This is a genomic window from Hyphomicrobium sp. (genome assembly GCF_035548195.1).
In the GTDB taxonomy this organism is placed as follows: Bacteria; Pseudomonadota; Alphaproteobacteria; order Rhizobiales; family Hyphomicrobiaceae; genus Hyphomicrobium_B.
Window position 1 is genome coordinate 211,293 of record NZ_DASZTY010000017.1, and the last position, 23,111, is coordinate 234,403.

Below are 23,111 nucleotides of genomic sequence, written 5' to 3' on the forward strand. Positions count from 1 at the left end.
TTCTCGTTGATCTCGATGCCAGTCCTCACCGGCGATGGAGGGAGAATGCGTTCTTTCTCTTCCCTCGGCTGTTCCGGCAGGAACATGAGACGATGATCGCCGGTGTTTTATTTTTTTGTTTTGAAACAGTAGCTTGTACTAGGCGGCCGAAATCGCCTTGATGTCGGCATAGGGCGCCGTCTGGTGCGGGGGCACGCCGGTGAGATTGGCGACGAACCGATCGATCGCGTCCACCACGAGGTGGCGTTGCCGATCGACGGTCACGACGTGATAGCAATCGTCCAGGACGTGAAGATCGACGGGTCCGGGCAGGCGGTCGCGGAGATACGTGGCGTTGCTCATTCCGGCGTAATCGTCCTCAAGCGGATGCACGATCAGCGTCGGTTGGCGAACGAAGCGGACGAGCTTCTGAACGGCCTTCACCATCAGGCGGTGCTCGAACACGGCGCCACCGGGCGTCGCTGGATTGCCTGCTTCCGCCGTACCGCGCGATGCGCGGGCTCTCTGGATGAACTCACGAATACGTTCGTCCTTGATGCCGTGCGGGTCGTGATGGGGGAAGCTGAATAGGTTTGCGAACCACTTGAAGCGGACGAGCCGGAAAAGCCGCGCGTACCAAGGGATCATCCATCCGTTGAGCCAGAGCGTTGGCGCGAGAAGGGCCGTCGCATTGACCTTCGCTGGGTTCTTTGCTGCGAGGATCAAGGCGAGGACGGCGCCGGCCGAAAGACCGCCCGCTATGACAACGTCGCATTCCTGTTTGAGCTCATCGAGTGCGAGCTGGGCGGTGCGATACCAGTCGGTCCACGATGAGGACTTTAATTCGTCGTCGCTGCCGCAATGCCCCGCGAGCATTGGACAGTATACGGTATATCCCTGCTTGGCGAGGCCACTGGCGACGAAACGCATTTCGACCGGCGTGCCGCAAAGCCGATGCAGCAGTAATATTCCAACCTTGCCGCCTTTGATTTTGAAACTCGCATCCGTCGCCATCATTCCCCTCCGGGAGCAAGATTTGTTCTATGGTGCAGGGTTAAGCGCCTTGTCCCGAGACGGAAGTTCCGCCCGTTACAGTGATCAAGCGGCCATCTGCGCCGGTGCGAAGGTAAATGCCCGCGGAAGTACCGGATCGGTCGCACCGTCGATTGCGAGAAGCAGCTTCTGTGCGCTGAATCCGAACCGCACATTCAGACGTTGTCGCGAAGCATCGGCAATCGCAGCAGCTATGACTTTGAAACCGCGCGCGAGAAGAATGTCCTTCAGGCGCCGTGTTGCGAACGCATCAACGAGCGCGCGGAACCTCAGCGCGACAGCGAGACGAATTTCGGCAGAGCCGTCGAATTCCGACCAAATATCGTTTTCGAGTTCGCGAATTTCGCTTTCGCTCAGTCCTTTGAGCAATGCGAGAGCTTGGCCTTTGGCGATCAAAACCTGCATGGGCCAATTGAGATCGGAAACCGACACTTGCGGAACGTCGGATGGATCGAGCGTATCAGTCATGGTGTCCTCCCTCCGTTTCGATCAGAGGGCGACGCCGCCGAACGCCATCCACGGCGATCCGGCGAGAACAATGATTTCGCGCGCTTTGAGATCGCCAATCTCGAAATGCACTTCCTGCCCTTCGAGATCTTCGCTGCGATTGAGGATTTCGTTGTAATCGAAGCGATAGGTGCGACCGTTCTCGGCTGAGATGATACCGACGCCGAGATCACCGTGGAATTTCTTGATTTCTCCGTACATGTCTCTCTCTCCTGGGCCAAAGACGTTTTTTTCGACTGTGGTTCGATCATGCGGAGAGACGTGCGCGATCGCTGTTCCTGTCGGTACAGGATTTCGCGTGCGGACATTTTTCGATTTCGCGAAAACAAAAAGCGATGCCGAAGCATCGCTTGACAGCGGCAGTGGAGAGGAACATCGCCGGGGCCTGCATGCCCGCTCTCCTGCTTCCTCTCCACTACCCGGCCGGCGACAGCTCCGCTAAGGAGGAAGCGCGCCGCCGCTGGCCTGTTCGAATTCCGTCAGAAACGCTCGGCAAACATCACTTTGCTATTCATTTCCGACGGCACATCGCTTCCCCCGCTCACTTGAAAAAAGCGTCGGCTCTCATGCCGGGGAGCAATGGGGGATTGCCTTCAAGATCGATCGTTACGGGAAGGACTTCGACGTCCATCGGACGGCGTGCGCCGCGCAGCGAAAATTGCGGCGACGTCAGCGAGGGGGCGAGTTCGGCGACGGTGCCGGTGAATTCCTTGCCGGGATAGGCGTTGCTCTTGACGACGACTTTACCGCCGAGCTTGATCTTCGAGACATCGATCTCGTCGACTTCAGCCTTCAAACGCACGACCGACATATCGCCGAGGACGGCCAGCGTCTGATCGGGCGAAGGCGCGACCATCTCGCCGATTTTCGCGGGCAGTTGCAGGACGGTTCCGCTGACCGGTGCAAGAATGCGCGTTTTATCGAGCATCGCTTCGGCAACAGCGACATTCGTGCGTGCTGCCTGAAGCGCCGATTCGAGCCTGTTCGGCGCTGGAATGTCGGGCTTTGCCTGTGCTTTTGCGTAATTGGCGCGCTCGTCCTGGAGCTTATCTTTTGCCTTGGCGAGCTCGTCGCGCGCTTCCGCTACGCGCTTGTCGCTGCCGGTTCCTTCGCGCCGGGCCTGAAGTTCGTACTCCAATGCGAAATGAGCGTTCGTCAATGCGCGCTCAGCCGTGAAGACATTGTCTTCGGCGGTGCGCAGCTCATCGCGCGCTTTGTCGAGCGGCTGGGCGTCGCGCTCGCGCTTGCGCGATGCGACTTCCGTCTCCGCAGCCTGAAGACGGGCGCGTGCTTCGTCATCGTCGAGGCGGATCAGGAGTTCTCCTTCCTCGACTTTGTCGTTCTGCTTGACGGCAACTTCGGCGATGCGTCCGAGCATCGCGGAGCCGATACGGATCGTTCCGGATTTCGGCTCGACGCGGCCCGGCGCTGCGGCAACCCAGTCGACTTTCGGCGTTACGTCTTCGGCTTTGTAGGTGTCGTCAGCTTTGGTGCTGAGGAGATCGCCGTGGGAGAGCGAGACTGCTCCGAAGGCGCCTGCGCCCGCTGCAAGAACGAGCAGAAAAAGTTTCGCAAGAATGCTCATGTCCAATCCTCCTTAAGAATTCGAGCAACACGAGCCACCGTAGCGATCCTATTTCGCTATCGCTGTTTCGAGCGGAACAGGTGGCGAGGGCGGAAAAATTTCGGCCAACGAAAAAGAAAAAAGGCTCCGGAGGGTTTCCGAAGCCTGCTGAGGTGATGAGCCGCTAGGGGCGGCGTGCGAACTACTGGCACATCTCTCGCAGTGTCCAACCGACGATGCGGCAGGTTTCCGTGCCGTTCGCATTGATGACGCACTTGCGGTTTGGAAGGCGCTGGTAATCGCAATAATAGGCGTTGGAATAGCCGGAGTATCCATGCATCGGCTTTGCGAACTGATAATCCTGAATGAACACGCCCTTGCCGCCACGGGCATAGGCTGCGTCGCCTGAGAAGAATGCGGAGCCTACGATCGTCAAAGCGGCGGCGGCGATTGCGAAGGTGCTGTTGAGTGATGTCATGTCTAGTTCCTCCTTGTGGCCCGGGTGGCCTCGATCTCATTTCCTGGAGGCAAACTAGACGGCTTGAATCGGCGCGGCTGTTCCCGGTGGAACAGGGCTTGTTATCTGCGTTAGAAAGTTTCGGCGCAGGCCGCGCCCGCAAAAGGTGAAATGTTAGATGGCAAAGCTATGGTCGACCGTCGTCAGCCTTATCGCGATGTGGACGGCTGCGCCGAGCGTCGGACCGGCGAAATCGATTGGAGGCTCGGCTTACGATTTCGCGTTTCCGGGGATCGACGGCACGCCGATGAAACTTGCAGATTGGCGCGGCAAGGTCTTGTTGATCGTCAACACGGCATCGTTTTGCGGCTACACGAAACAATATGCCGGTCTGCAAGAGCTTTGGACGCGCTACGGAAAGGCGGGACTTATCGTGATCGGGGTTCCATCGAACGATTTCGGCGAGCAGGAGCCGAAATCCGAGGGCGAGATCAAGACATTCTGCCAGGGCGCGTTCGGCGTGACGTTTCCGTTGACGTCGAAGCAGCACGTTGTCGGGCCTGATGCCCATCCCTTTTACAAATGGGCTGCAGCGGCGATGGGTTCGGCGGGCGTACCAAACTGGAATTTCCATAAGTATCTGATCGGCCGCGACGGGCGGCTGCTACGGTCCTTCTCGACTAAGCTGGCACCGATGTCGGACGAAATCACGAGCCGGATCGAGCAGGCACTCGCGCAACCCGCTCCGGCTAAGCTTTAGAAGCGCCGTTTCGGCGATTACCGAGCGGGCCCGGTTTCGACGGGCAGGCCATTTTCCTGGCCCCACTCAGCCCAACTGCCATCGTAGACGGCGGCGTTGGTTTGGCCGAGCGCCGCGAGCGCCAGGGCGAGCATCGAGGCGGTCACGCCTGAGCCGCATGTGGTGACCACGGGGCGCGTGACGTCAATTCCCGCGGCCTTAAAGAGCTTGTTCAGTTCTTCCGGTGATTTGAACGTGCCGTCGGCGTTTAGCAATTCCTGCGAGGGAATATTCTTGGAGCCAGGAATGTGGCCGCTGCGAAGGCCTGGCCTCGGTTCGGGCTCGCGTCCTTCGAAGCGTCCGGCCGGGCGGGCGTCCACGATTTGCGTCCCCGACTTTTTAAGAAGGGCCTGCATCTCGTCGATGTCGCGGATAATTTCGGTATTCTGCAGTGGCGTGTAGTGCCGCTCTGAGCGCTTTGGCGGCAAGCCGTCTTCGAGAGGGCGTCCCTCGGCTTTCCATTTGCGTAAGCCGCCATTCAACACAGCGACGTCCTGGTGGCCCATGGCTCGGAAAGTCCACCAGACCCGGGCTGCCGAAAAGATGCCGGTGGTGTCATAGACAATGATGCGTGCGCCGTCGCCGATCCCCATTTTCTTCATACGCGAGGCAAACTTGACGGTCGAAGGCAGCATATGGGGGAGCGGCGATTTCTCGTCGGACAGATCGTCGATATCGAAGAAAAGGGCCCCGGGGATGTGCTCGGCGAGGTATTCTTTCTTTGCGTCGCGATGGGCAGTCGGTAGGTGCCAGCTGCCGTCCAGGATGATCAGGTCGGGTGAAGACAAATGGTTCGCAAGCCAGTCCGTTTCGACGATCCAATTTTGGGCAGTCTGCGGCAAGAAGCACCCCGTCTCTTCGGTTTGAAGCTGAAATTGCGTGTGGCTCAGAGCAGATAGGCAAATCCCAGCCGGCTCGCAAGCCGTTGGCGGTCCAAAAGGGGCGATGCGCATTGTTTATATTGAACAATGTTCATTATTGATGTGCGTGCGGCCGGCACCGTGGCGCGGCGCGACCTCGGAGAGCCAAAATTTCTCATTTGCGCATTGTTTTCGGGGACGCTCTTGCGTATGACAGCGGCTTCCCCGCCGCTCGTGTGCCGGACGCCCTCTGCAAAAGCAGGACACTCGCTCCATTGGTCGAGGGATTCCCCGGCGGTTGCGGTTGCCTAACGCTGCCGACGGAAAGGCGCATATGGCGAAAGGGAGGCCGGAACGTCTAGCGGGCGTGGCGGAACTGGTAGACGCACTGGATTTAGGTTCCAGCGGCGCAAGTCGTGGGGGTTCAAATCCCTCCGCCCGCACCACGTAGCGTCTTCAGGATGCTGCCTGAGCTTTGTAGACGAAACGACGCCTCCCTAGATAATGGTCGATCGATGAGTTCGGCGTAGTCATGCCGAACTCCAATCAGGAAACGGACGATGCAGGTCACTGAAACGGCGAGAGACGGACTGAAGCGCACTCTACAGGTGGTCGTCGGCAAGGCCGAACTGGGCGAGCGTTTCACCGCGCGGCTCGATGAGATCAAGGACCGGGTGGAGATTAAGGGGTTCCGCAAGGGTAAGGTGCCCGTTGCGCACATCAAGAAACTCTACGGCAAAACCCTGATGCAGGAGGTCCTGGAGCAGACGCTGAATGATACCAGCGCCAAGGCCGTCAAGGATCGTAACGAGCGGCCCGCTCAGCAACCGAAAGTCGAACTCGTCGACTTTGACGAGAATGCGTTCGACCGCATCGTAAAAGGCGAGGCCGATCTCGCCTACAAAATGGATTTCGAGGTGCTGCCACCGATACCGGTCGCGGACCTGACGACGCTTAAGCTTGAACAGCTCAGCGCTGAAGTGGACGATGCGGCAGTCGACAAGGCTTTGGCCGATCTCGCGGAGCGCAACACGTCCTACGAGCCGGAAGAGGGCCGGGTTGCGGGCGAGGGCGATCTTGTAACAATGAATTTCGTCGGACGTATCGACGGCGAAGCGTTTGAAGGCGGGTCTGGCGAAGGGCAAAGCCTGGTTATCGGCAAGAAGCAGTTCATTCCCGGTTTCGAAGAGGGCATCACCGGCATGAAGGCGGGCGATCAGAAGATCGTTTCCGCGACGTTCCCCGAAGACTATCCGATGAAGGACCTCGCGGGTAAGAAGGCCGACTTCGACGTTACGGTAACGGCGGTCGCCAAGCCGAAAAAGCCCGAAGTCGACGAAGATTTCGCGAAAGGCCTGGGTGCGGAAGATCTCAAGGCCTTGCGCGGCTTTGTTTCGGAGCAGATCAAGCGCGAATACGACCAGGCGTCGCGAGCGAAGTTGAAGCGCGAGATTCTGGACGCTCTCGATAAGGCGCATACATTCGAGTTGCCAGCGTCTCTTGTCGATTTCGAATTCGACAATATATGGAAGCAGCTCGAGAACAATCTCAAAGCCACCAACAAGACGTTCGCCGATGAAGGCAAGACCGAAGAGGAGCTGCGCGCGGAATATCGCGGCATCGCCGAGCGGCGGGTTCGGCTTGGTCTGGTGATCGGAGAGATCGGCGAGAAGAACAAGCTTCAGGTTTCTCAGGATGAGATGCGACGCGCGCTTGTCGAGCAGGCGCGCCGTTACCCCGGCCAGGAGAAACAGGTTTACGAATACTACGAAAAGACGCCGGGCGCTCTTGCCGAACTCCGTGCTCCGATTTTCGAAGATAAGGTGATCGACTATGTGATCGCCGAAGCGAAGCCGGTGGAGAAGAAGGTTTCACGCGACGAGCTTTTGAAGGCGGTCGAAGAAGCGACCGAAAACTGAGATCAATTGCGGCCGGACGGGCGTTCCGCCGGCAGCAAGATATTACTACGTGTGCGAGTTTGACCGGTGGGCCCGCGCGGGTCTGCCGCTCGAAAACGAGGAAAGACCCAGGCGATGCGCGATCCTGTCAACACCGTGACGAATACTTTCTGGCCCATGGTTGTCGAGCAGACGACCCGTGGCGAGCGCGGCTACGACCTGCCGTCGCGATTGCTTAAGGAACGCATCATTTTCGTTACGGGACCCGTCGAGGATCATATGGCTGCATCGATCTGCATGCAGCTTCTGTTTCTTGAATCGGAAAATCCGAAAAAAGAAATCTCGATGTACATCAATTCGCCGGGCGGCGTCGTAACTGCCGGCATGGCGATCTACGACACGATGCAGTTCGTGAAGCCTGCCGTCGCTACGCTCTGCATCGGGCAGGCGGCCTCGATGGGCTCGCTGCTGCTTTGCGCTGGCGAGAAGGGCATGCGCTTTGCGCTTCCGAATGCGCGGGTGATGGTTCACCAGCCGTCCGGCGGCTTTTCCGGTCAGGCCTCGGATATCGAACGGCATGCGGAAGACATCATCAAGATGAAGCGCCGCCTCAACGAAACCTATGTCAAGCACACCGGCCAGAGCTACGAGACGATCGATAAGACGCTCGATCGCGATTATTTCATGACCGCCGAACAAGCTCGCGACTTTGGAATTATCGACAAGGTCTTGGAGAGCCGCGATCAGGCCGACGTCGGGGCGCTGGAGATCAAACCGCCGTCTGAGTGATGCAGCAACAAGTCTAATGGCCGGAAGAATCGCCGCCGGTATGGTCCGGTTGCCGCAGTCGGAACAAATGCCGTACGGATTACGATATTTATTTACGTGAATCGTTAGGCTGAATCTCAAGTTGCCATACTGTTCACCAAGTGTGGCAATACCGCCGCTTGCTAGGCGGGGCCGGGTGCGGTCCATTAATCCATTCTTGATCTGCTGAACGCTAGCGTGTGAGATTGAATCCGTGATTTCATGCCGCCGCAGATCGGCAAAGTGCCACGGCACGGAATAGCGGGCCAAAGCAAGAACATCGTCGCGGATGTGCTTGCACTGAAAGTGAGAAAACATGGCTCAAGAGAAAAACACTCTCTACTGCTCTTTCTGCGGCAAGAGCCAGCATGAGGTGCGAAAACTTATCGCCGGACCGACGGTGTTCATCTGCGATGAATGCGTCGAGCTGTGCATGGACATTATCCGCGAGGAGAACAAAAACACCCTCGTGAAGTCGCGCGACGGCGTGCCTTCTCCGCAGGAGATCTGCACTGTCCTCGATAGCTACGTAATCGGACAATTCCACGCCAAGCGCGTGCTGTCGGTTGCCGTCCACAACCATTACAAGCGTCTCAACCACGCGACGAAGAACAACGACGTCGAGTTGGCGAAATCGAACATTCTGCTTGTCGGTCCGACGGGTTCGGGCAAGACGCTGCTGGCGCAGACGCTGGCGCGCATCCTCGATGTGCCGTTCACGATGGCTGACGCGACGACGCTGACCGAAGCAGGTTACGTCGGCGAAGACGTCGAGAACATCATCCTGAAGCTTCTGCAGTCTGCCGACTACAACGTCGAGCGGGCGCAGCGCGGCATTGTCTATATCGACGAGGTCGACAAGATTAGCCGCAAGTCCGACAACCCCTCGATCACGCGGGACGTTTCGGGCGAAGGCGTGCAGCAGGCGCTCTTGAAAATCATGGAAGGCACGGTTGCTTCGGTTCCTCCGCAGGGCGGCCGCAAGCATCCGCAGCAGGAATTCCTGCAGGTCGACACGACGAACATCCTGTTCATCTGCGGCGGCGCCTTCGCAGGGCTTGAAAAGATCATCTCGCGGCGGGGCAAAGGCTCCTCGATTGGCTTTTCAGCCAAGGTGACGGGACCGGACGAGCGACGCACGGGCGAAATTCTGCGCAACGTCGAGCCGGAAGATTTGCTGAAGTTCGGTCTGATTCCCGAGTTCATCGGGCGTCTGCCGGTTATCGCAACACTAGAAGATCTCGACGAGTCGGCGCTGGTGCAAATCCTGACCGAGCCGAAGAACGCGATCGTGAAGCAATATCAGCGCCTCTTCGAAATGGAGGATGTAAAGCTCACGATTACGCTCGATGCTTTGAAGGCGATCTCGCGCAAGGCCATCGAGCGCAAAACCGGTGCACGCGGTCTGAGATCGATCATGGAAGGCATTCTGCTCGACACGATGTACGACCTGCCGACGCTGAAGGGCGTGGAGGAGGTCGTTATCGGTCCGGAGGTTGTGGAAGGATCTGCAAAGCCGCTTCGGATCTATTCTGAGCGTGCGGAAGAGAAGGGTTCGACGGCGTAATCCCGTCGTGACGATTAGGGCCGTCCCGGGGGCTTGGTCCCGGTACTTGTTTGCGGGACGCCGGTCCCTATTTGTTCGAAGGGAGTGGCATCAAGCGCCGGCCATGCGTTTCCTTCACAATAAACCGGTGTCTCAGGCTTGGGTCTCACCCCGCGCTCGCGCTTCACGAGAATGCTGACCGCCGCCACAAAAGGGGCGGGAAGCGTGGCTCCAAAGTGGAACGAGCGTGGATTGCGCTGGTCGGCTTCTGACAGGGCCCCGGCGCGCGGCGATAGGTAGTGAAATGAGCGAAGATAAAAAGACTAAAGAAAAAGCAGGCGGCAAGGAACTGTTTCCGGTTCTGCCGCTTCGCGACATCGTCGTTTTTCCATACATGGTCGTGCCTCTTTTCGTCGGCCGCGAAAAGTCGATTGCGGCGCTCGAAGAGGTCATGCGCGCTGACAAGCAGATTCTACTCGCCGCGCAGAAAAACGCGGGCGATGACGACCCGTCCCCCGATGCAATCTATGAGATCGGCACGCTCGCTTCGGTGTTGCAGCTTCTCAAGCTCCCCGACGGAACTGTGAAGGTGCTGGTCGAAGGCAACTCGCGCGCGAAAATCACGCGTTACACGGCAAATTCGAGCTATTTTGAAGCCGAGGTTGAGCGCGTGGCCGAAGTGCCGGGCGCCAAGGACGAGCTTGAGGCGTTGGCGCGTTCGGTCGTGACCCAGTTTGAAAGCTACGTAAAGCTCAATAAAAAGGTCTCTCCTGAGGTCCTGAGCAACGTCGGCCAAATCGAAGATTACGCGAAGCTCGCGGATACGATTGCCTCGCATTTGGCGGTGAAGATTTCCGACAAGCAGGATGTGCTGGAGACCGGCAGCATTTCCGAGCGGCTGGAACGCGTCTACACGCTGATGGAGAGCGAAATCTCCGTTCTGCAGGTCGAGCGGAAGATCCGTTCGCGCGTTAAGCGCCAGATGGAGAAGACGCAGCGCGAGTACTACCTGAATGAGCAGATGAAGGCCATTCAGAAGGAACTCGGCGACTCCGACGAGCGCGACGATATCTCCGAATTCGAGGAGAAGATCGAGAACACAAAGCTGTCGAAGGAAGCCAAGGACAAGGCGCTGGCTGAGCTCAAGAAGCTCAAGCAGATGTCGCCAATGTCGGCGGAAGCGACCGTGGTTCGCAATTATCTCGATTGGCTGCTCTCGATTCCGTGGGGAATCAAGGGCAAGGTCAAGAAGGACATTGCGGAAGCACAGACGATCCTCGACCAGGAGCACTACGGGCTTGAGAAGGTCAAGGAGCGCATCCTTGAGTATCTTGCCGTGCAGGCGCGCACCAATAAGCTCAAGGGGCCGATCCTGTGCCTCGTCGGGCCGCCGGGCGTCGGCAAGACGTCGCTTGGCAAGTCGATCGCGAATGCCACGGGTCGCGAATTTGTTCGTATGTCGCTCGGCGGCGTGCGCGACGAAGCGGAGATCCGCGGCCATCGCCGGACCTACATCGGCTCGATGCCCGGCAAGGTTATCCAGTCGATGAAGAAGGCGAAGCGGACCAACCCACTTTTCCTCTTGGACGAGATCGACAAGATGGGCCAGGACTTCCGCGGCGATCCGGCAGCGGCGTTGTTGGAAGTTTTGGATCCGGAGCAGAACGCAACGTTCAATGATCATTACCTCGAGGTCGATTACGATCTGTCGAACGTGATGTTCGTGACGACGGCGAACACGCTCAACATTCCGCCCGCCCTGATGGACCGCATGGAGATCATTCGCCTTGCAGGCTACACGGAGGACGAGAAGCTTGAGATCGCAAAGCGTCACCTGATCCCCGAGCAGATTACGGCGCACGGTCTTGAGCCGGGCGAGTGGACGGTCGAAGATAGCGCGCTCAAGGAAGTCATTCGCCGCTACACACGTGAAGCAGGCGTTCGTTCGCTTGAACGCGAAATTGCCAAGTTGGCGCGTAAGGCGGTGAAGGAGATCCTGACGTCGTCCAAGTCGTCGATCGTCGTTACGGCCGAAAACGTCCACGACTTCCTTGGCGTTCCGAAGTATCGCTTCGGCGAGGCCGAGCTCGAAGATCAGGTCGGTATTGTCACCGGCCTGGCCTGGACGGAAGTCGGCGGCGAGTTGCTCACGATTGAAGGCGTCATGATGCCCGGTAAGGGCCGTATGACCGTCACGGGCAACCTCCGCGACGTGATGAAGGAATCGATTCAGGCTGCGAACGCTTACGTGCGCTCGCATTCGCTTGAATTCGGTATTCATCCGTCGTTGTTCGAGAAGCGCGACATCCACGTGCATGTGCCGGAAGGCGCGACGCCGAAGGATGGACCCTCTGCGGGCATTGCAATGACCACCGCGATCATCTCGGTCCTGACCGGCATTCCCGTTCGAAAGGACGTGGCGATGACGGGCGAGATCACGCTTCGCGGCCGCGTGCTGCCGATTGGGGGGCTTAAGGAAAAGCTTCTCGCGGCACTGCGCGGGGGGATCAAGACGGTCATCATTCCGGAAGAGAACGCCAAGGACTTGGCGGAAATTCCGAATGAGGTGCAAACCAAGATGGAAATCGTTCCCGTTTCCAAACTTGAGGAAGTGTTAAAGATCGCTCTCGTGCGGATGCCGGAATCGATCACCTGGGACGAAGCGGCCGAAGCGGAAGCACTCGAAGCCAAGGATTCGGAAAAGGGTGGTTCGCGGGTTACCGCGCACTGACGCTTCGTTAACAGAATGCCGACATGATTACCGCCCCTGCGCTATCCAAGCGCGGGGGTTTTGTTATGTTTATGATGAGTATTTTGATGCGCTTTTGTCCGGAAATACGGGCGTTTTGTGCTTGACGGGCGAGGCGATTGGGGGCTTCTACGGCTCCATGCGCGGCCGATTTCTCCCCCAACACCCGGCCGTCTCGGACGTTAGAGCTCCGAGCTAGAACCAATCTCCGACACCAAAAGGATCGATGAAATGAGCAAGAAGGATTTGATTGATGCCGTTGCGCGGGACTGTGAGCTGACCAAGGAGAAGGCAAGCGGCGTCGTCGATGCCGTGCTCGCGCATATCCGTGCAGCTATGAAGGAAGGCCAGGAAGTTCGCATTCCGGATTTTGGCACGTTCAAGGTGGCTGCTCGCAAGGCGCGCGAAGGCCGCAATCCGGCAACCGGCAAGACGATCCAGATTCCTGCTTCGCGCGTGCCGAAGTTCACGCCTGCGAAGGGTTTGAAAGACGCGCTCAATATCAACTGAGCTCGGCAGTTTGTTTGTTCACGCGCGCTGCGAAAGTAGCGCGCGTGTTTGTTTTGACAGCCCTTTACGGACCGATTAGCAAAAGGGCGTCGGGCGGTTAGCTCAGTGGTAGAGCGCCTCGTTTACACCGAGGATGTCGGGAGTTCGACCCTCTCACCGCCCACCATTTTTGTTGGTCCCTGCGACTCCGCTACGCGGAGCCGGCCGCAGGGACGGCCCTGTTGAAGCAGTTGAGGTCCACGGCTCCCGGCGACTCGCCTCGGGCGAGCCTGCCGTCGGCGCGGTCCTGTTGAGGCATTCGAATCCAGGCAGTTTCCTGCGACTCCGCTACGCGGAGCCGGCCGCAGGGACGGCCTTGTTGAAGCAGTTGAGATACACGGCTCCTGGCGACTTGCCTCCGGCGAGCCTGTCGCCGGCGCGGCCTTGTTGAGGTAGTCGAGCGCAAAGATTGCGCCGACGGCTCGCCTCACGAGCAAAGGACTATCTGCTGCGCGTCGCGCTGCCAAACTTTGACTTTCATTGCGCCACTGCCTACGGAATTCTGCGGCATAACGGCCTGGAGATCGGGAAGCGCCACTTCGTTCGCAGATAGCGGCGGAGAAGCCGGGCCTTCCTGCTTTGCGGCCTGAACATCGGCTTGACGCCCGGTCGGGCATCACGTATTTCGACGCTGTGACGGCGGGCGCTTCGGCGCCCGTCACTTTCTGGATTGCGGGAGTAGCTCAGTTGGTTAGAGCGCCGCCCTGTCACGGCGGAGGCCGCGGGTTCAAGTCCCGTCTCTCGCGCCATTTTATCTTTCGCAATCATATTCCGGCGCTGAACTAATCGGCGCCTGCCGCTTCGGCCGCCCCACACTTTTAAAATTCGGAAGCAAGGACCGGAGTGTTTTTCGCCGGTTGCTCGCCCTATGTTCGGATTGGGACATGGAGCAGGCGATGATCCGGACCTTGATAAAAGATGACCAGGCGCGCGCCGACGAAACCTCGCGGTGGGAGGCTGTCAAAGCGCGCGATCGGTCATTCGACGGTAGGTTCGTTTACGCGGTCAAGACGACAGGTGTTTATTGCCGTCCGTCGTGTTCGGCGCGTCCTGCGCGCTACGAAAACGTTGTGTTCTTCGGTTCGTGTCCGGAGGCAGAGGCGGCAGGTTTTCGCCCATGCAAAAGATGCAGGCCCGATGAACCGTCGCGCGGTTTGCGAAAGGCTCAACTCATTGCCGATATCTGTCGGCAAATCGAAATGTCCGAAGGCGTGCTGAGGCTTGAAGAGCTTGCCGCCATGGCTGGTCTTAGCCCGTACCATTTTCACCGGCTCTTCAAAGAGATTGTTGGCATCACACCGAAGGCTTACGCGGATGCGCATCGGCAAAAAAGCGTTCGCGTCGATCTCGCACGGGGGGCGACCGTGACGGAGGCAATTTTCAATGCGGGCTTCAATTCGAGCGGACGGTTCTATGCGAATGCGCAGCAAGTTCTCGGTATGACGCCCTCCGATTTTCGAGCGGGCGGGAGCAATGCCGAAATGCGATTCGCGGTGGGACTGTGCTCGTTGGGGTCGATCCTTGTGGCGGCCAGTGACAAGGGTATTACCGCGATTACACTGGGCGACGACCCCGAAAAGCTGGTGCGGGATCTTCAAGACTGTTTTCCTAAGGCGAGGCTAATCGGTGCCGACGCCGCCTTTGAAGAGATCGTGGCGAGGATCATCGGCTTGGTTGAGGCGCCGCAGGTGGCGGTCGATCTGCCGCTTGATATCCGGGGAACTGCCTTTCAGCATCGCGTGTGGCAGGCTCTCCGTACAATCCCCGCGGGTGCGACGGCGACTTATACCGAGATTGCCAACCGCATAGGCATGCCGAAAGCCGTTCGTGCGGTCGCGGCGGCGTGTGCAGCCAACAAAATCGCGGTAGCGATCCCGTGCCATCGCGTCATTCGTAATGACGGTTCGCTTTCCGGCTATCGCTGGGGTGTCGAGAGAAAACGGACTTTGATCGCTCGGGAAGCAAAATCCTGAACGGGAATATGCCGGAAATTCCACCGGTCGAAGTAGGGGATTTTTAAGTGCGGGAATGTTTTATGACCTTGCACTTACACACAAATGATTTGTGCGGCCGATTGGTTCGACGATTTTCGTTTCCCGGTTTGTAGCGTCCGGATCATGACAGATCCGGAGGAGAGCCTTATTCATGATAGATTGTGCGGCCTTGCCCGGCGATATGAGATCGATTGCCGATATGAAGCGGCTGTATGATCAGGCTGCGCATCTCGCGAGGTTCGGTGCGTGGGAGTGCGATTTGACAACCGAAAAGCTGATCTGGACCGACGGCGTCTACGATCTCTTCGACCTTCCTCGCGGTATTCCCCTCTGCAGATCGATGACACTCGATTTCTATCACGACGAGTCGCGTGAGCTTATGGAACGCGTGCGTTCGAATGCCCTGAGCAGCGGGGGCCGTTTTTCACTTGATGCGCGTATTCGCACCCGCCGAGGCGAAGACCGTTGGATGCATCTGACCGGTGAAGTCATAATCGAACACGGGCGGGCAACGCGCATCTACGGAAGCAAGCAGGATATTACTCTCGAAAAGAAGCAGTGGGATCGGTTGCGGCAGCTTGCAGAGCGGGATCCTCTTACGGGATTGGCGAACCGCGGCGTGTTCGAAACTCGCTGCCATGAACTCGGCAAGCTTGATTTTGGAGATCTTCCCGTTTCGGCACTGGCGTTGATCGATCTTGATCACTTCAAGGAGATCAATGACCGGCTCGGCCATGCGGCGGGCGACGCGTGTTTGCGTCAGATCGCCGGCCGGCTTTTCCGGCTGTTTGGCGAACGAAACATTGTTGCCCGCATCGGGGGCGATGAGTTTGCGCTTCTTCTTCGCGGGCCGTGTTCTGTCCAGCAACTCAAACATACGCTGGCTCGCGCTTTGCGTGCCCTGTGCAGGCCGATCTATTGGAGAGATTTGCGCATCGATGCCGGTGTTTCGATCGGCGCGACAATGCTGCGGGTATCTGCCTATCGCGATCCGTCGCAGCTGTTCACGGAAGCGGATACGGCGCTTTACGCAGCCAAGGCCGCAGGGCGGAAAAGGGTACGTATCTTCGGAGACAATCTCGGAGAGCGCATGCAGGCGGATATCTCGACGCACGCCGTGCGCTTTGCGCCGGGCTTAGGCGCCTAGCTCTTTGAAAGGTGATTCGCCGTCTTTCTACCCTCTCACATGGAAAGCTGCGGCGCCCGGTCGCGTGTCTGCTTCTTGTGCGCCAAAATTACAATCCGATGTTTATAAGCGCGGATGTGCTCCGCTATCGCTCCGCGGAGTTGCGCCGCAAAACGACCTGGGCTAACACCGGGCGGTAAACGGCGTCGTCATGCGCCCATCGGGGCTCGCATGCTCAGCGGACGAGATGCGATGATCGACCTAGCTTCCCACTATCTGCCTGTCGCGATCTTCATCGGAGTCGCGTTGTTCATAGGTGCGGCCTTGATGCTGGCGCCGTTCCTCGTTGCCTACCGCAATCCGGATCCTGAAAAGGTTTCGGCATACGAGTGCGGTTTCAATGCTTTCGATGACGCGCGAATGAAATTCGACGTCCGGTTTTATCTCGTGTCGATCCTCTTCATCATCTTCGATCTGGAAATAGCGTTTCTGTTTCCCTGGGCCGTGGCGTTCAAGGACGTCGGCGTGTTTGGGTTTTGGTCGATGATGGTGTTCCTCGGTGTGTTGACGATCGGCTTCATCTACGAGTGGAAGAAGGGCGCGCTCGAATGGGAATAATTCGCGCCAATGAAGACCGGGGCCGTTTGATCCTGGATCGGACGTTCGAGGGCGTGCGAGAGGGCGTTGCCGGCGGCTCCCCCAGTGGACGCGCGCCACCGGATGACCCGTTCTTTACCGGCGTTTCGAACGAACTCGCCGATAAAGGTTTCCTCGTCACGACGATGGATGATCTCGTCACTTGGGCGCGGACCGGCTCGCTGATGTGGATGACGTTCGGTCTCGCCTGCTGCGCGGTCGAAATGATGCAAGCGTCGATGCCGCGCTACGATCTTGAGCGCTTCGGATTCGCGCCTCGCGCTTCGCCACGTCAGTCGGATGTCATGATCGTGGCGGGAACGCTAACCAACAAAATGGCTCCGGCGCTGCGCAAGGTCTACGATCAGATGCCTGAGCCGCGCTACGTCATCTCGATGGGTAGCTGTGCCAACGGCGGCGGCTACTATCATTATTCGTATGCCGTCGTGCGTGGCTGCGATCGCATTGTTCCGGTCGATGTCTACGTGCCGGGGTGCCCGCCGACGGCGGAAGCTTTGGTCTATGGCGTGCTGCTTCTGCAACGTAAAATCCGCCGGACGGGCACTATCGAACGCTAGGTCGCTTCTGCGGCTGAAGGGACTACGATTATGGTCGATCCAATCGCGCTGCAAAATACGGTGACGTCGGTTTTGGGAGACGCGCTGGATGAGGCGTCGATTTCCTTCGGCGAACTCAACATCTTGGTCGCGCGCGATCGCATCGCCGACGTGCTGAGAACGCTTCGCGACGATCCGGCGTGTCAGTTCGAAGTTCTGATCGACATTTGCGGGGTCGATTATCCGGTGCGTGAGCAGCGGTTCGACGTCGTCTATCACCTGCTCTCGCCGCGCCTCAATCAGCGGCTGCGGGTGAAGGTCATGACGGATGAGGCGACGCCCATCCCGAGTGTCAACGACGTTTATCCGGCGGCGAATTGGTATGAGCGGGAGGCCTACGATCTCTACGGCATCCGTTTTACGGGACATCCGGATCTGCGCCGGATCCTGACCGACTATGGTTTTCAGGGACATCCATTACGGAAGGATTTTCCCCTCACGGGCTATGTTGAGGTTCGATACGACGACGAGAAGAAGCGGGTCGTCTACGAGCCGGTCAAGCTTACGCAGGAATTCCGCGATTTCGATTTCGAGAGCCCTTGGGAAGGACCGAACTCCCTTTTGCCCGGCGACGAAAAGGCGCCGCGTCGTGATTAGCGGGTGTCCATCGTTGGCCCTGGCGGTACCTCCGGTTATCCTGCGTTTCGCGTTTCACCTCGTAACTCCGAGCAAATGAATGGACTTTGAAACGAATGTGGCGATATCGGCCGGATTGCTGGTCGCCGCTTTCGTGCTCGATTGGCCGCGGGCGCTGGTGGGCGTGATTTTCGGCTTGCTGAGCCGTTTTCTGCCATATGCGACGATTGTCGTGCCTCTGGGCGTCGTCCTGATCGCGGCGATCGGAGAATTCGTTTATCCGCTGATCGGCCGGACCTCCGGGCCGAGCCTGTCGTCATTCGCGCTTGGGATCTTTTCGGTCGCGGCAACGGCGTCCAATCTTTATATAACGATCCGCAACTTGAAAGACAGGCTGTGAGGGCCGCCGCGGTGAAACCTACGCTCGAAGCAGGAGCGCGCACGCAGTTTTCGTTTCGCGTTCCGGCGACAAAAACGGTACCGCACCTTTTTCCTGAGGCGCGTGAATTTCAGCTTATGCCTACCGTCTTCGCGACGGGGTTCATGGTTGGTCTCATGGAATGGACGTGCCTGCACATTATCGAGCCGCATCTCGATGAAGGAGAAGGCTCGCTCGGGGTTCACATCAACGTGTCGCATATCGCCGCAACCGTTCCGGGGCAAACCGTGACGGTTGATGCGGAGTGCACAAAAGTCGAAGGGCGAAAGATATTTTTCCATGTCAAAGCCCATGACGGCATTGACGTGATCGGCGAGGGCGAGCATCAGCGCATGGTCGTCGATTGGGAGAAGTTCGAGCGGCGGGTCAACGATAAGGCGAAGACCGCGCGCGTCGCCCCCATTACCCGTGGGACAGATTGACATGGCCGAAACGGAAATTCGCAATTTCAACATCAACTTCGGGCCGCAGCATCCAGCTGCGCACGGGGTGTTGCGCCTCGTGCTCGAACTCGATGGAGAGGTCGTCGAACGCGTCGATCCGCATATCGGCCTTCTTCACCGCGGCACCGAAAAGCTGATCGAGCACAAGACGTATATGCAGGCGATCGGGTATTTCGATCGTCTCGACTACGTCGCGCCGATGAACCAGGAGCACGCGTTCTGCCTGGCCGCAGAGAAATTGCTGGGTCTTCAGGTCCCGCGGCGTGCGCAGCTCATTCGTGTGCTTTATTCCGAGATCGGGCGCCTTCTCTCGCATCTTCTCAACGTAACGACGCAGGCCATGGACGTCGGTGCGCTGACCCCGCCGCTCTGGGGCTTCGAAGAGCGCGAAAAGCTGATGGTGTTCTATGAGCGCGCGTCCGGTTCGCGCATGCATGCCAAGTATTTCCGGGTTGGCGGCGTGCACCAGGATCTCCCTGAGCAACTGATCGACGACATTTATGCGTTTTGCGATCCGTTTCTGAAAGTCGTTGACGACATCGACGAGCTTCTGACGGAGAACCGCATCTTTAAGCAGCGTAATGTCGACATCGGCGTCGTTTCGCTGGACGATGCGTTCGCCTGGGGTTTTTCGGGCGTGATGGTTCGCGGCTCCGGTGCGGCATGGGATCTGCGTAAATCGCAGCCTTACGAATGCTACGCCGATCTCGATTTCGATATTCCGATCGGCAAGAACGGCGATTGCTACGATCGCTATCTGATCCGCATGCAGGAAATGCGCGAATCGGTAAAGCTGATGAAGCAGTGCTGCGAACGGCTCAAATCGGCCGAGGGGCAGGGGCCGCATGTTGCCGACAACAAAAAGGTCGTTCCGCCGAAGCGGGCCGAGATGAAGCGCTCGATGGAAGCGCTCATTCATCATTTCAAGCTCTATACCGAAGGCTTCCACGTTCCCCCGGGCGAGGTCTACGCCGCAGTCGAGGCGCCAAAGGGCGAATTCGGCGTGTTCCTGGTCGCGGACGGTTCGAACAAGCCCTATCGCTGCAAGATCCGGGCGCCGGGATTCCCTCATCTCGCGGCCATGGATTTTATCAACCGTGGACACATGTTGGCGGACGTATCGGCCATCCTCGGCTCGCTGGATATCGTTTTCGGAGAAATTGATCGCTAAGCGCGGCCGGAGAGGCACACCTGGCTGGCTCGGCGCTCCGGCAAGGACTAGCGTCCGCCACAAACGGCTGGCAAAAGACGTCCTCCCACCAGTTTTCCCCGCAGGTGACGTATGATCTATGGAGCCGCTCCCATCGTCGATAACCTATTTCTGCTGGCCGTCGCGGCGCTGGGATGGGGATTGAGCCTTGCCACATATCGGCTTTTCGCCCGTTCCCGGGGCTGGCCGATGGGCGCGCTACAGGCCGAAGCTCCGTTCGTCCCGGTACTTATCGGGCTCGCGGGCTTGTTTGCCGGTCTGATCTTTGCCACGGCACGCGGCGCAGAGGATGGCGGCTGGGTTATTATTGCGCTCGGTCTGGTATTTGCCGGCCTCTGGACCGGCTTCTTGCGCGTCGGGTCGCAAGTATCGCTGATCCTCGCTCCGATCGCGACGTTTCTATTGCTGATCGGTTGGCTCGGTTTCGCTCACGGCCGATGGGTTTATGAAAAGCCCGGCGAGACTTTGCAGCGGAAGACGTCTGGCATCATCTCCAGCCCGACGGCGCATGATACGCGGCCGTAAATCGATTTGATCGAAAATTGGACACAGGTTGCGGTTGGTCGCGCTTTTCGTCGCACCTGATTGCTGCTTGTCACGAATACTTCGTGCTTTGGAAGCATCTGCAAATCCTTGCGTCATCGTCATCTTGCGCGTACTGGACCGTGTTGGCGCTGGAGGGGTAATGTCGATTTGAGAGTCGGCATGGGGCGAGGCGAGCCGAGTTCCATCCACCTGACGTGCTCGCGTTTCCTTCGGCGCCCCAAGACTGACGTTTCAGGAGCCCTTGATGGCTGTTCGCCGAGTGCATCCCGATCAACCTGCTGAATTTGCTTTCACGGCGGAAAATCTCGCCTGGGCGCGCGCGACGATTGCGAAATATCCGCCTGGCAAGCAGGCGTCGGCGGTGCTTCCGTTGCTATGGCGTGCGCAGGAACAGTCCGGCGGATGGCTGCCGGAGCCCGCCATCCGTTCGGTCTGCGATCTTCTCGACATGGCCTATATAAGAGGCATGGAGATCGCGACATTTTATACGATGTTTCAACTGTCGCCGATTGGATCGAAGGCGCACTTTCAGGTCTGCGGCACGACGCCGTGCATGCTGCGTGGGTCACGCGATATCGTCAGCGTGTGTCAGCGCCGCATCAATGAGCACCCGCATGCGCCGAGCGAGGATGGTACGTTATCGTGGGAAGAGGTCGAGTGCATTGGCGTCTGTGCGAATGCTCCGGTCGTACAGGTTGGAAAAGATACGTTCGAGGATCTAACGCCCGAACAGTTCGAAAAGATTCTTGATGGATTCCTTGCCGGTCGCGAGCTCAAGTGGGGCTCTCAAATTGGACGCAAGGCATCTTGTCCTGTTACAGGACCTACCACGCTCACCGACGAAACGCTTTATGACGGTTCGACGATCGGCGCTTGGAAGAAGCGGTTCGAAGAGACAGCCGAGGCGGGCGATAAAGCGCAGGAGACGACGCCTGCATCCGCCCTCGCTTCTCCGACGCATAAGGCCGCCGTGGCGGAGGGCAGTTCTCCATCTTCGCCGGGCGGCGCGATAGGCGCGCCGCCGCCGGTGCATCCTGCGGCGCTTGCGGCGATGGCGAATGCCGGACTCGTCAAGGAGTTGGAAGCGCGCGGCGGAGGCAAACCACTTTCTGCGGGCGAGCTCGATAAGATCAAAGCCGACATGCTGCGCGATCAGGCTGTCGCAGCCGGGCGCCAAGCCGTCAAACCCGAACTGTTGAGCGCGCCCCGCAGCGGCCAAGGCGATGATCTGTCGTTGATCTGGGGCGTCGCGGACAAGATGGTTGAGAAACTCAACGCGATCGGCATCTGGCATTTCGATCAGATTGCGCAATGGACGCCTGAAAATGTCGCGTGGTTCGAGAGCCAGCTCGATGGTTTCAAAGGCCGCGTCACTCGCGACAAGTGGATCGAGCAGGCGCAGAAGCTCAGCCAGGGATGGCGTCCCGAGAACAAAGCCGGCGAAAAGCCGAAGGGTTAGCTCTCATGCTTAAGGATCGCGACCGCATTTTTCGCAACATCTACGGTTTCCATTCGCCGTGGCTCAAGGCTGCGGTGCAACGTGGCGCGTGGGACGGCACGAAGTTTTTCATCGATAAGGGCCACGATTACATCATCGATGAGATGAAGAAATCGGGTTTGCGCGGGCGTGGCGGCGCGGGTTTTCCAACCGGCCTCAAGTGGTCGTTCATGCCGAAGGCCGATCCGCGCCCTAGCTATCTCGTCATCAATGCGGACGAATCGGAGCCCGGCTCTTGCAAGGATCGCGAGATCCTGCGGCACGATCCACATCTACTCATCGAGGGCGCGTTGCTGGCGTCGTTCGCGATGCGTGCGCACACGAGCTACATTTACGTTCGCGGCGAATACATCCGCGAGCGAGAGGCGCTACAACGCGCAATCGATGAAGCTTATGAAGCGAAGCTCATCGGCAAAAACAACGTCCACGGCTGGGATTTCGACCTTTACGTGCATCATGGCGCAGGTGCTTACATCTGCGGCGAAGAAACGGCGATGCTTGAAAGTCTTGAAGGCAAGAAAGGCCAGCCGCGTCTCAAGCCTCCGTTCCCCGCCAACGTTGGCCTCTATGGCGCACCGACGACGATCAACAATGTCGAAAGCATCGCGGTCGTCGGTGAAATTCTTCGTCGTGGCGGGACTTGGTTTGCGGCGCTCGGATTACCCAACAACACTGGGACGAAGCTCTTTCAGATCTCGGGCCACGTGGAGCGGCCGTGCGTCGTCGAGGAGGAAATGGGCATCCCGCTAAAAGATCTTATCGACAAGCACTGCGGCGGCATTCGCGGCGGCTGGGATAATTTGCTGGCGGTCATTCCGGGAGGCTCATCTGTCCGGTGCATCACCGCGGAGCAGGCCGAAGCAGTGACGATGGATTTCGATGCGCTGAGCAAGCTGGGCTCGGGGCTCGGCACGGCAGCCGTGATTGTGATGGACAAGTCGACGGATATCATCGGTGCCATCCGGCGCATCGCATATTTTTACAAACATGAAAGTTGCGGTCAGTGCACGCCATGCCGCGAAGGTACTGGCTGGATGTGGCGCGTGCTCGAACGTATGGAGCGCGGACAGGCGGAGAAGCGCGAGATCGACCTCCTACTCGATGTAACGAAGCAGGTCGAAGGTCACACCATCTGTGCGCTTGGTGACGCGGCGGCGTGGCCGGTGCAAGGTCTTATCAAGAATTTCCGCCCGGTCATCGAAGCTCGCATCGATGATTATCAGGCGAAGCACACCCCCGTGGCGGCGGAGTAGGGCGG

At 58.6% G+C, this 23,111-nt stretch carries 24 protein-coding genes and 3 tRNA genes; 21 read left to right on the forward strand and 6 right to left on the reverse strand.

Going from position 1 to position 23,111, the window contains the following annotated elements; genetic code table 11:
• Positions 1 to 138: 138 nt before the first annotated feature.
• The 5 genes from VHB22_RS05550 to VHB22_RS05570 form a co-directional block, all read right to left on the reverse strand.
• Positions 139 to 993, reverse strand: a complete 855-nt coding sequence (locus VHB22_RS05550; RefSeq protein ID WP_325455964.1) for an alpha/beta hydrolase — start codon at positions 991 to 993, stop codon at positions 139 to 141.
• Between the two features lie 84 nt (positions 994 to 1,077).
• Positions 1,078 to 1,500 (reverse strand): hypothetical protein, encoded by a 423-nt coding sequence (locus tag VHB22_RS05555; RefSeq protein ID WP_325455965.1) that lies wholly within the window; start codon positions 1,498 to 1,500, stop codon positions 1,078 to 1,080.
• A gap of 21 nt (positions 1,501 to 1,521) precedes the next feature.
• Positions 1,522 to 1,740, reverse strand: coding sequence for a hypothetical protein (locus tag VHB22_RS05560; RefSeq protein ID WP_325455966.1), 219 nt, complete (start codon positions 1,738 to 1,740; stop codon positions 1,522 to 1,524).
• 340 nt (positions 1,741 to 2,080) lie between these two features.
• Positions 2,081 to 3,124 (reverse strand): HlyD family secretion protein, encoded by a 1,044-nt coding sequence (locus tag VHB22_RS05565; RefSeq protein ID WP_325455967.1) that lies wholly within the window; start codon positions 3,122 to 3,124, stop codon positions 2,081 to 2,083.
• Between the two features lie 181 nt (positions 3,125 to 3,305).
• The gene (locus VHB22_RS05570; RefSeq protein ID WP_325455968.1) at positions 3,306 to 3,581 is read right to left on the reverse strand and encodes a hypothetical protein; all 276 of its coding nucleotides are present in this window, start codon (positions 3,579 to 3,581) and stop codon (positions 3,306 to 3,308) included.
• Between the two features lie 157 nt (positions 3,582 to 3,738).
• Between VHB22_RS05570 and VHB22_RS05575 the strand changes: the two genes are divergently transcribed.
• Positions 3,739 to 4,320: a glutathione peroxidase gene (locus tag VHB22_RS05575; RefSeq protein ID WP_325455969.1), complete on the forward strand. Its 582-nt coding sequence runs from the start codon at positions 3,739 to 3,741 to the stop codon at positions 4,318 to 4,320.
• A gap of 17 nt (positions 4,321 to 4,337) precedes the next feature.
• On the opposite strand, the gene sseA is transcribed toward VHB22_RS05575, so the two are convergent.
• The gene (gene sseA / locus VHB22_RS05580) at positions 4,338 to 5,201 is read right to left on the reverse strand and encodes a 3-mercaptopyruvate sulfurtransferase (RefSeq protein WP_325455970.1); all 864 of its coding nucleotides are present in this window, start codon (positions 5,199 to 5,201) and stop codon (positions 4,338 to 4,340) included.
• Between the two features lie 379 nt (positions 5,202 to 5,580).
• On the opposite strand from sseA, the gene VHB22_RS05585 reads away from it, so the two are divergent.
• From VHB22_RS05585 to nuoF, 20 genes are all read left to right on the forward strand, one after another.
• Positions 5,581 to 5,665: transfer RNA gene (locus tag VHB22_RS05585), tRNA-Leu, on the forward strand.
• A gap of 114 nt (positions 5,666 to 5,779) precedes the next feature.
• Positions 5,780 to 7,138 (forward strand): trigger factor, encoded by a 1,359-nt coding sequence (gene tig, locus VHB22_RS05590; protein WP_325455971.1) that lies wholly within the window; start codon positions 5,780 to 5,782, stop codon positions 7,136 to 7,138.
• Positions 7,139 to 7,252: 114 nt separating this feature from the next.
• Positions 7,253 to 7,906, forward strand: coding sequence for an ATP-dependent Clp protease proteolytic subunit (locus tag VHB22_RS05595; RefSeq protein WP_325455972.1), 654 nt, complete (start codon positions 7,253 to 7,255; stop codon positions 7,904 to 7,906).
• Between the two features lie 334 nt (positions 7,907 to 8,240).
• Positions 8,241 to 9,491 (forward strand): ATP-dependent Clp protease ATP-binding subunit ClpX, encoded by a 1,251-nt coding sequence (gene clpX / locus VHB22_RS05600; RefSeq protein ID WP_325455973.1) that lies wholly within the window; start codon positions 8,241 to 8,243, stop codon positions 9,489 to 9,491.
• Between the two features lie 283 nt (positions 9,492 to 9,774).
• Positions 9,775 to 12,201, forward strand: coding sequence for an endopeptidase La (gene lon, locus VHB22_RS05605; RefSeq protein ID WP_325455974.1), 2,427 nt, complete (start codon positions 9,775 to 9,777; stop codon positions 12,199 to 12,201).
• Positions 12,202 to 12,450: 249 nt separating this feature from the next.
• On the forward strand, positions 12,451 to 12,729 hold the full coding sequence (locus VHB22_RS05610) for an HU family DNA-binding protein (protein WP_325455975.1): 279 nt from the start codon (positions 12,451 to 12,453) through the stop codon (positions 12,727 to 12,729).
• A gap of 91 nt (positions 12,730 to 12,820) precedes the next feature.
• Positions 12,821 to 12,895, forward strand: a tRNA-Val gene (locus tag VHB22_RS05615).
• A 282-nt stretch (positions 12,896 to 13,177) separates the two neighbouring features.
• Positions 13,178 to 13,321, forward strand: a complete 144-nt coding sequence (locus VHB22_RS05620; RefSeq protein ID WP_414652706.1) for a DUF1993 family protein — start codon at positions 13,178 to 13,180, stop codon at positions 13,319 to 13,321.
• A gap of 119 nt (positions 13,322 to 13,440) precedes the next feature.
• A tRNA-Asp gene (locus tag VHB22_RS05625) sits at positions 13,441 to 13,517 on the forward strand.
• A gap of 147 nt (positions 13,518 to 13,664) precedes the next feature.
• Positions 13,665 to 14,741, forward strand: a complete 1,077-nt coding sequence (ada, locus tag VHB22_RS05630) for a bifunctional DNA-binding transcriptional regulator/O6-methylguanine-DNA methyltransferase Ada (protein ID WP_325455976.1) — start codon at positions 13,665 to 13,667, stop codon at positions 14,739 to 14,741.
• Between the two features lie 172 nt (positions 14,742 to 14,913).
• On the forward strand, positions 14,914 to 15,909 hold the full coding sequence (locus VHB22_RS05635) for a diguanylate cyclase domain-containing protein (RefSeq protein ID WP_325455977.1): 996 nt from the start codon (positions 14,914 to 14,916) through the stop codon (positions 15,907 to 15,909).
• A gap of 231 nt (positions 15,910 to 16,140) precedes the next feature.
• Positions 16,141 to 16,506 carry an NADH-quinone oxidoreductase subunit A gene (locus VHB22_RS05640; RefSeq protein ID WP_325456145.1) on the forward strand — a complete coding sequence of 122 codons (366 nt, stop codon included), beginning with the start codon at positions 16,141 to 16,143 and terminating at the stop codon, positions 16,504 to 16,506.
• On the forward strand, positions 16,497 to 17,102 hold the full coding sequence (locus VHB22_RS05645; protein WP_325455978.1) for an NADH-quinone oxidoreductase subunit B family protein: 606 nt from the start codon (positions 16,497 to 16,499) through the stop codon (positions 17,100 to 17,102). Before VHB22_RS05640 ends, VHB22_RS05645 begins: the two co-directional genes overlap by 10 nt.
• Positions 17,103 to 17,132: 30 nt before the next feature.
• Positions 17,133 to 17,738, forward strand: a complete 606-nt coding sequence (locus tag VHB22_RS05650) for an NADH-quinone oxidoreductase subunit C (RefSeq protein WP_325455979.1) — start codon at positions 17,133 to 17,135, stop codon at positions 17,736 to 17,738.
• Between the two features lie 79 nt (positions 17,739 to 17,817).
• On the forward strand, positions 17,818 to 18,117 hold the full coding sequence (locus tag VHB22_RS05655) for a hypothetical protein (protein WP_325455980.1): 300 nt from the start codon (positions 17,818 to 17,820) through the stop codon (positions 18,115 to 18,117).
• Positions 18,118 to 18,128: 11 nt separating this feature from the next.
• Positions 18,129 to 18,578, forward strand: a complete 450-nt coding sequence (locus tag VHB22_RS05660; protein WP_325455981.1) for a thioesterase family protein — start codon at positions 18,129 to 18,131, stop codon at positions 18,576 to 18,578.
• Position 18,579: 1 nt separating this feature from the next.
• Complete coding sequence (locus tag VHB22_RS05665; RefSeq protein ID WP_325455982.1) at positions 18,580 to 19,770, forward strand: NADH-quinone oxidoreductase subunit D; 1,191 nt, start codon at positions 18,580 to 18,582, stop codon at positions 19,768 to 19,770.
• A 111-nt stretch (positions 19,771 to 19,881) separates the two neighbouring features.
• A complete protein-coding gene (locus VHB22_RS05670) occupies positions 19,882 to 20,334 on the forward strand; it encodes a hypothetical protein (RefSeq protein ID WP_325455983.1) in 453 nt (150 codons plus the stop codon).
• Positions 20,335 to 20,599: 265 nt separating this feature from the next.
• On the forward strand, positions 20,600 to 21,814 hold the full coding sequence (nuoE, locus tag VHB22_RS05675; RefSeq protein WP_325455984.1) for an NADH-quinone oxidoreductase subunit NuoE: 1,215 nt from the start codon (positions 20,600 to 20,602) through the stop codon (positions 21,812 to 21,814).
• Between the two features lie 5 nt (positions 21,815 to 21,819).
• Positions 21,820 to 23,106: an NADH-quinone oxidoreductase subunit NuoF gene (nuoF, locus tag VHB22_RS05680; protein ID WP_325455985.1), complete on the forward strand. Its 1,287-nt coding sequence runs from the start codon at positions 21,820 to 21,822 to the stop codon at positions 23,104 to 23,106.
• The last annotated feature ends 5 nt before the right edge of the window (positions 23,107 to 23,111 follow it).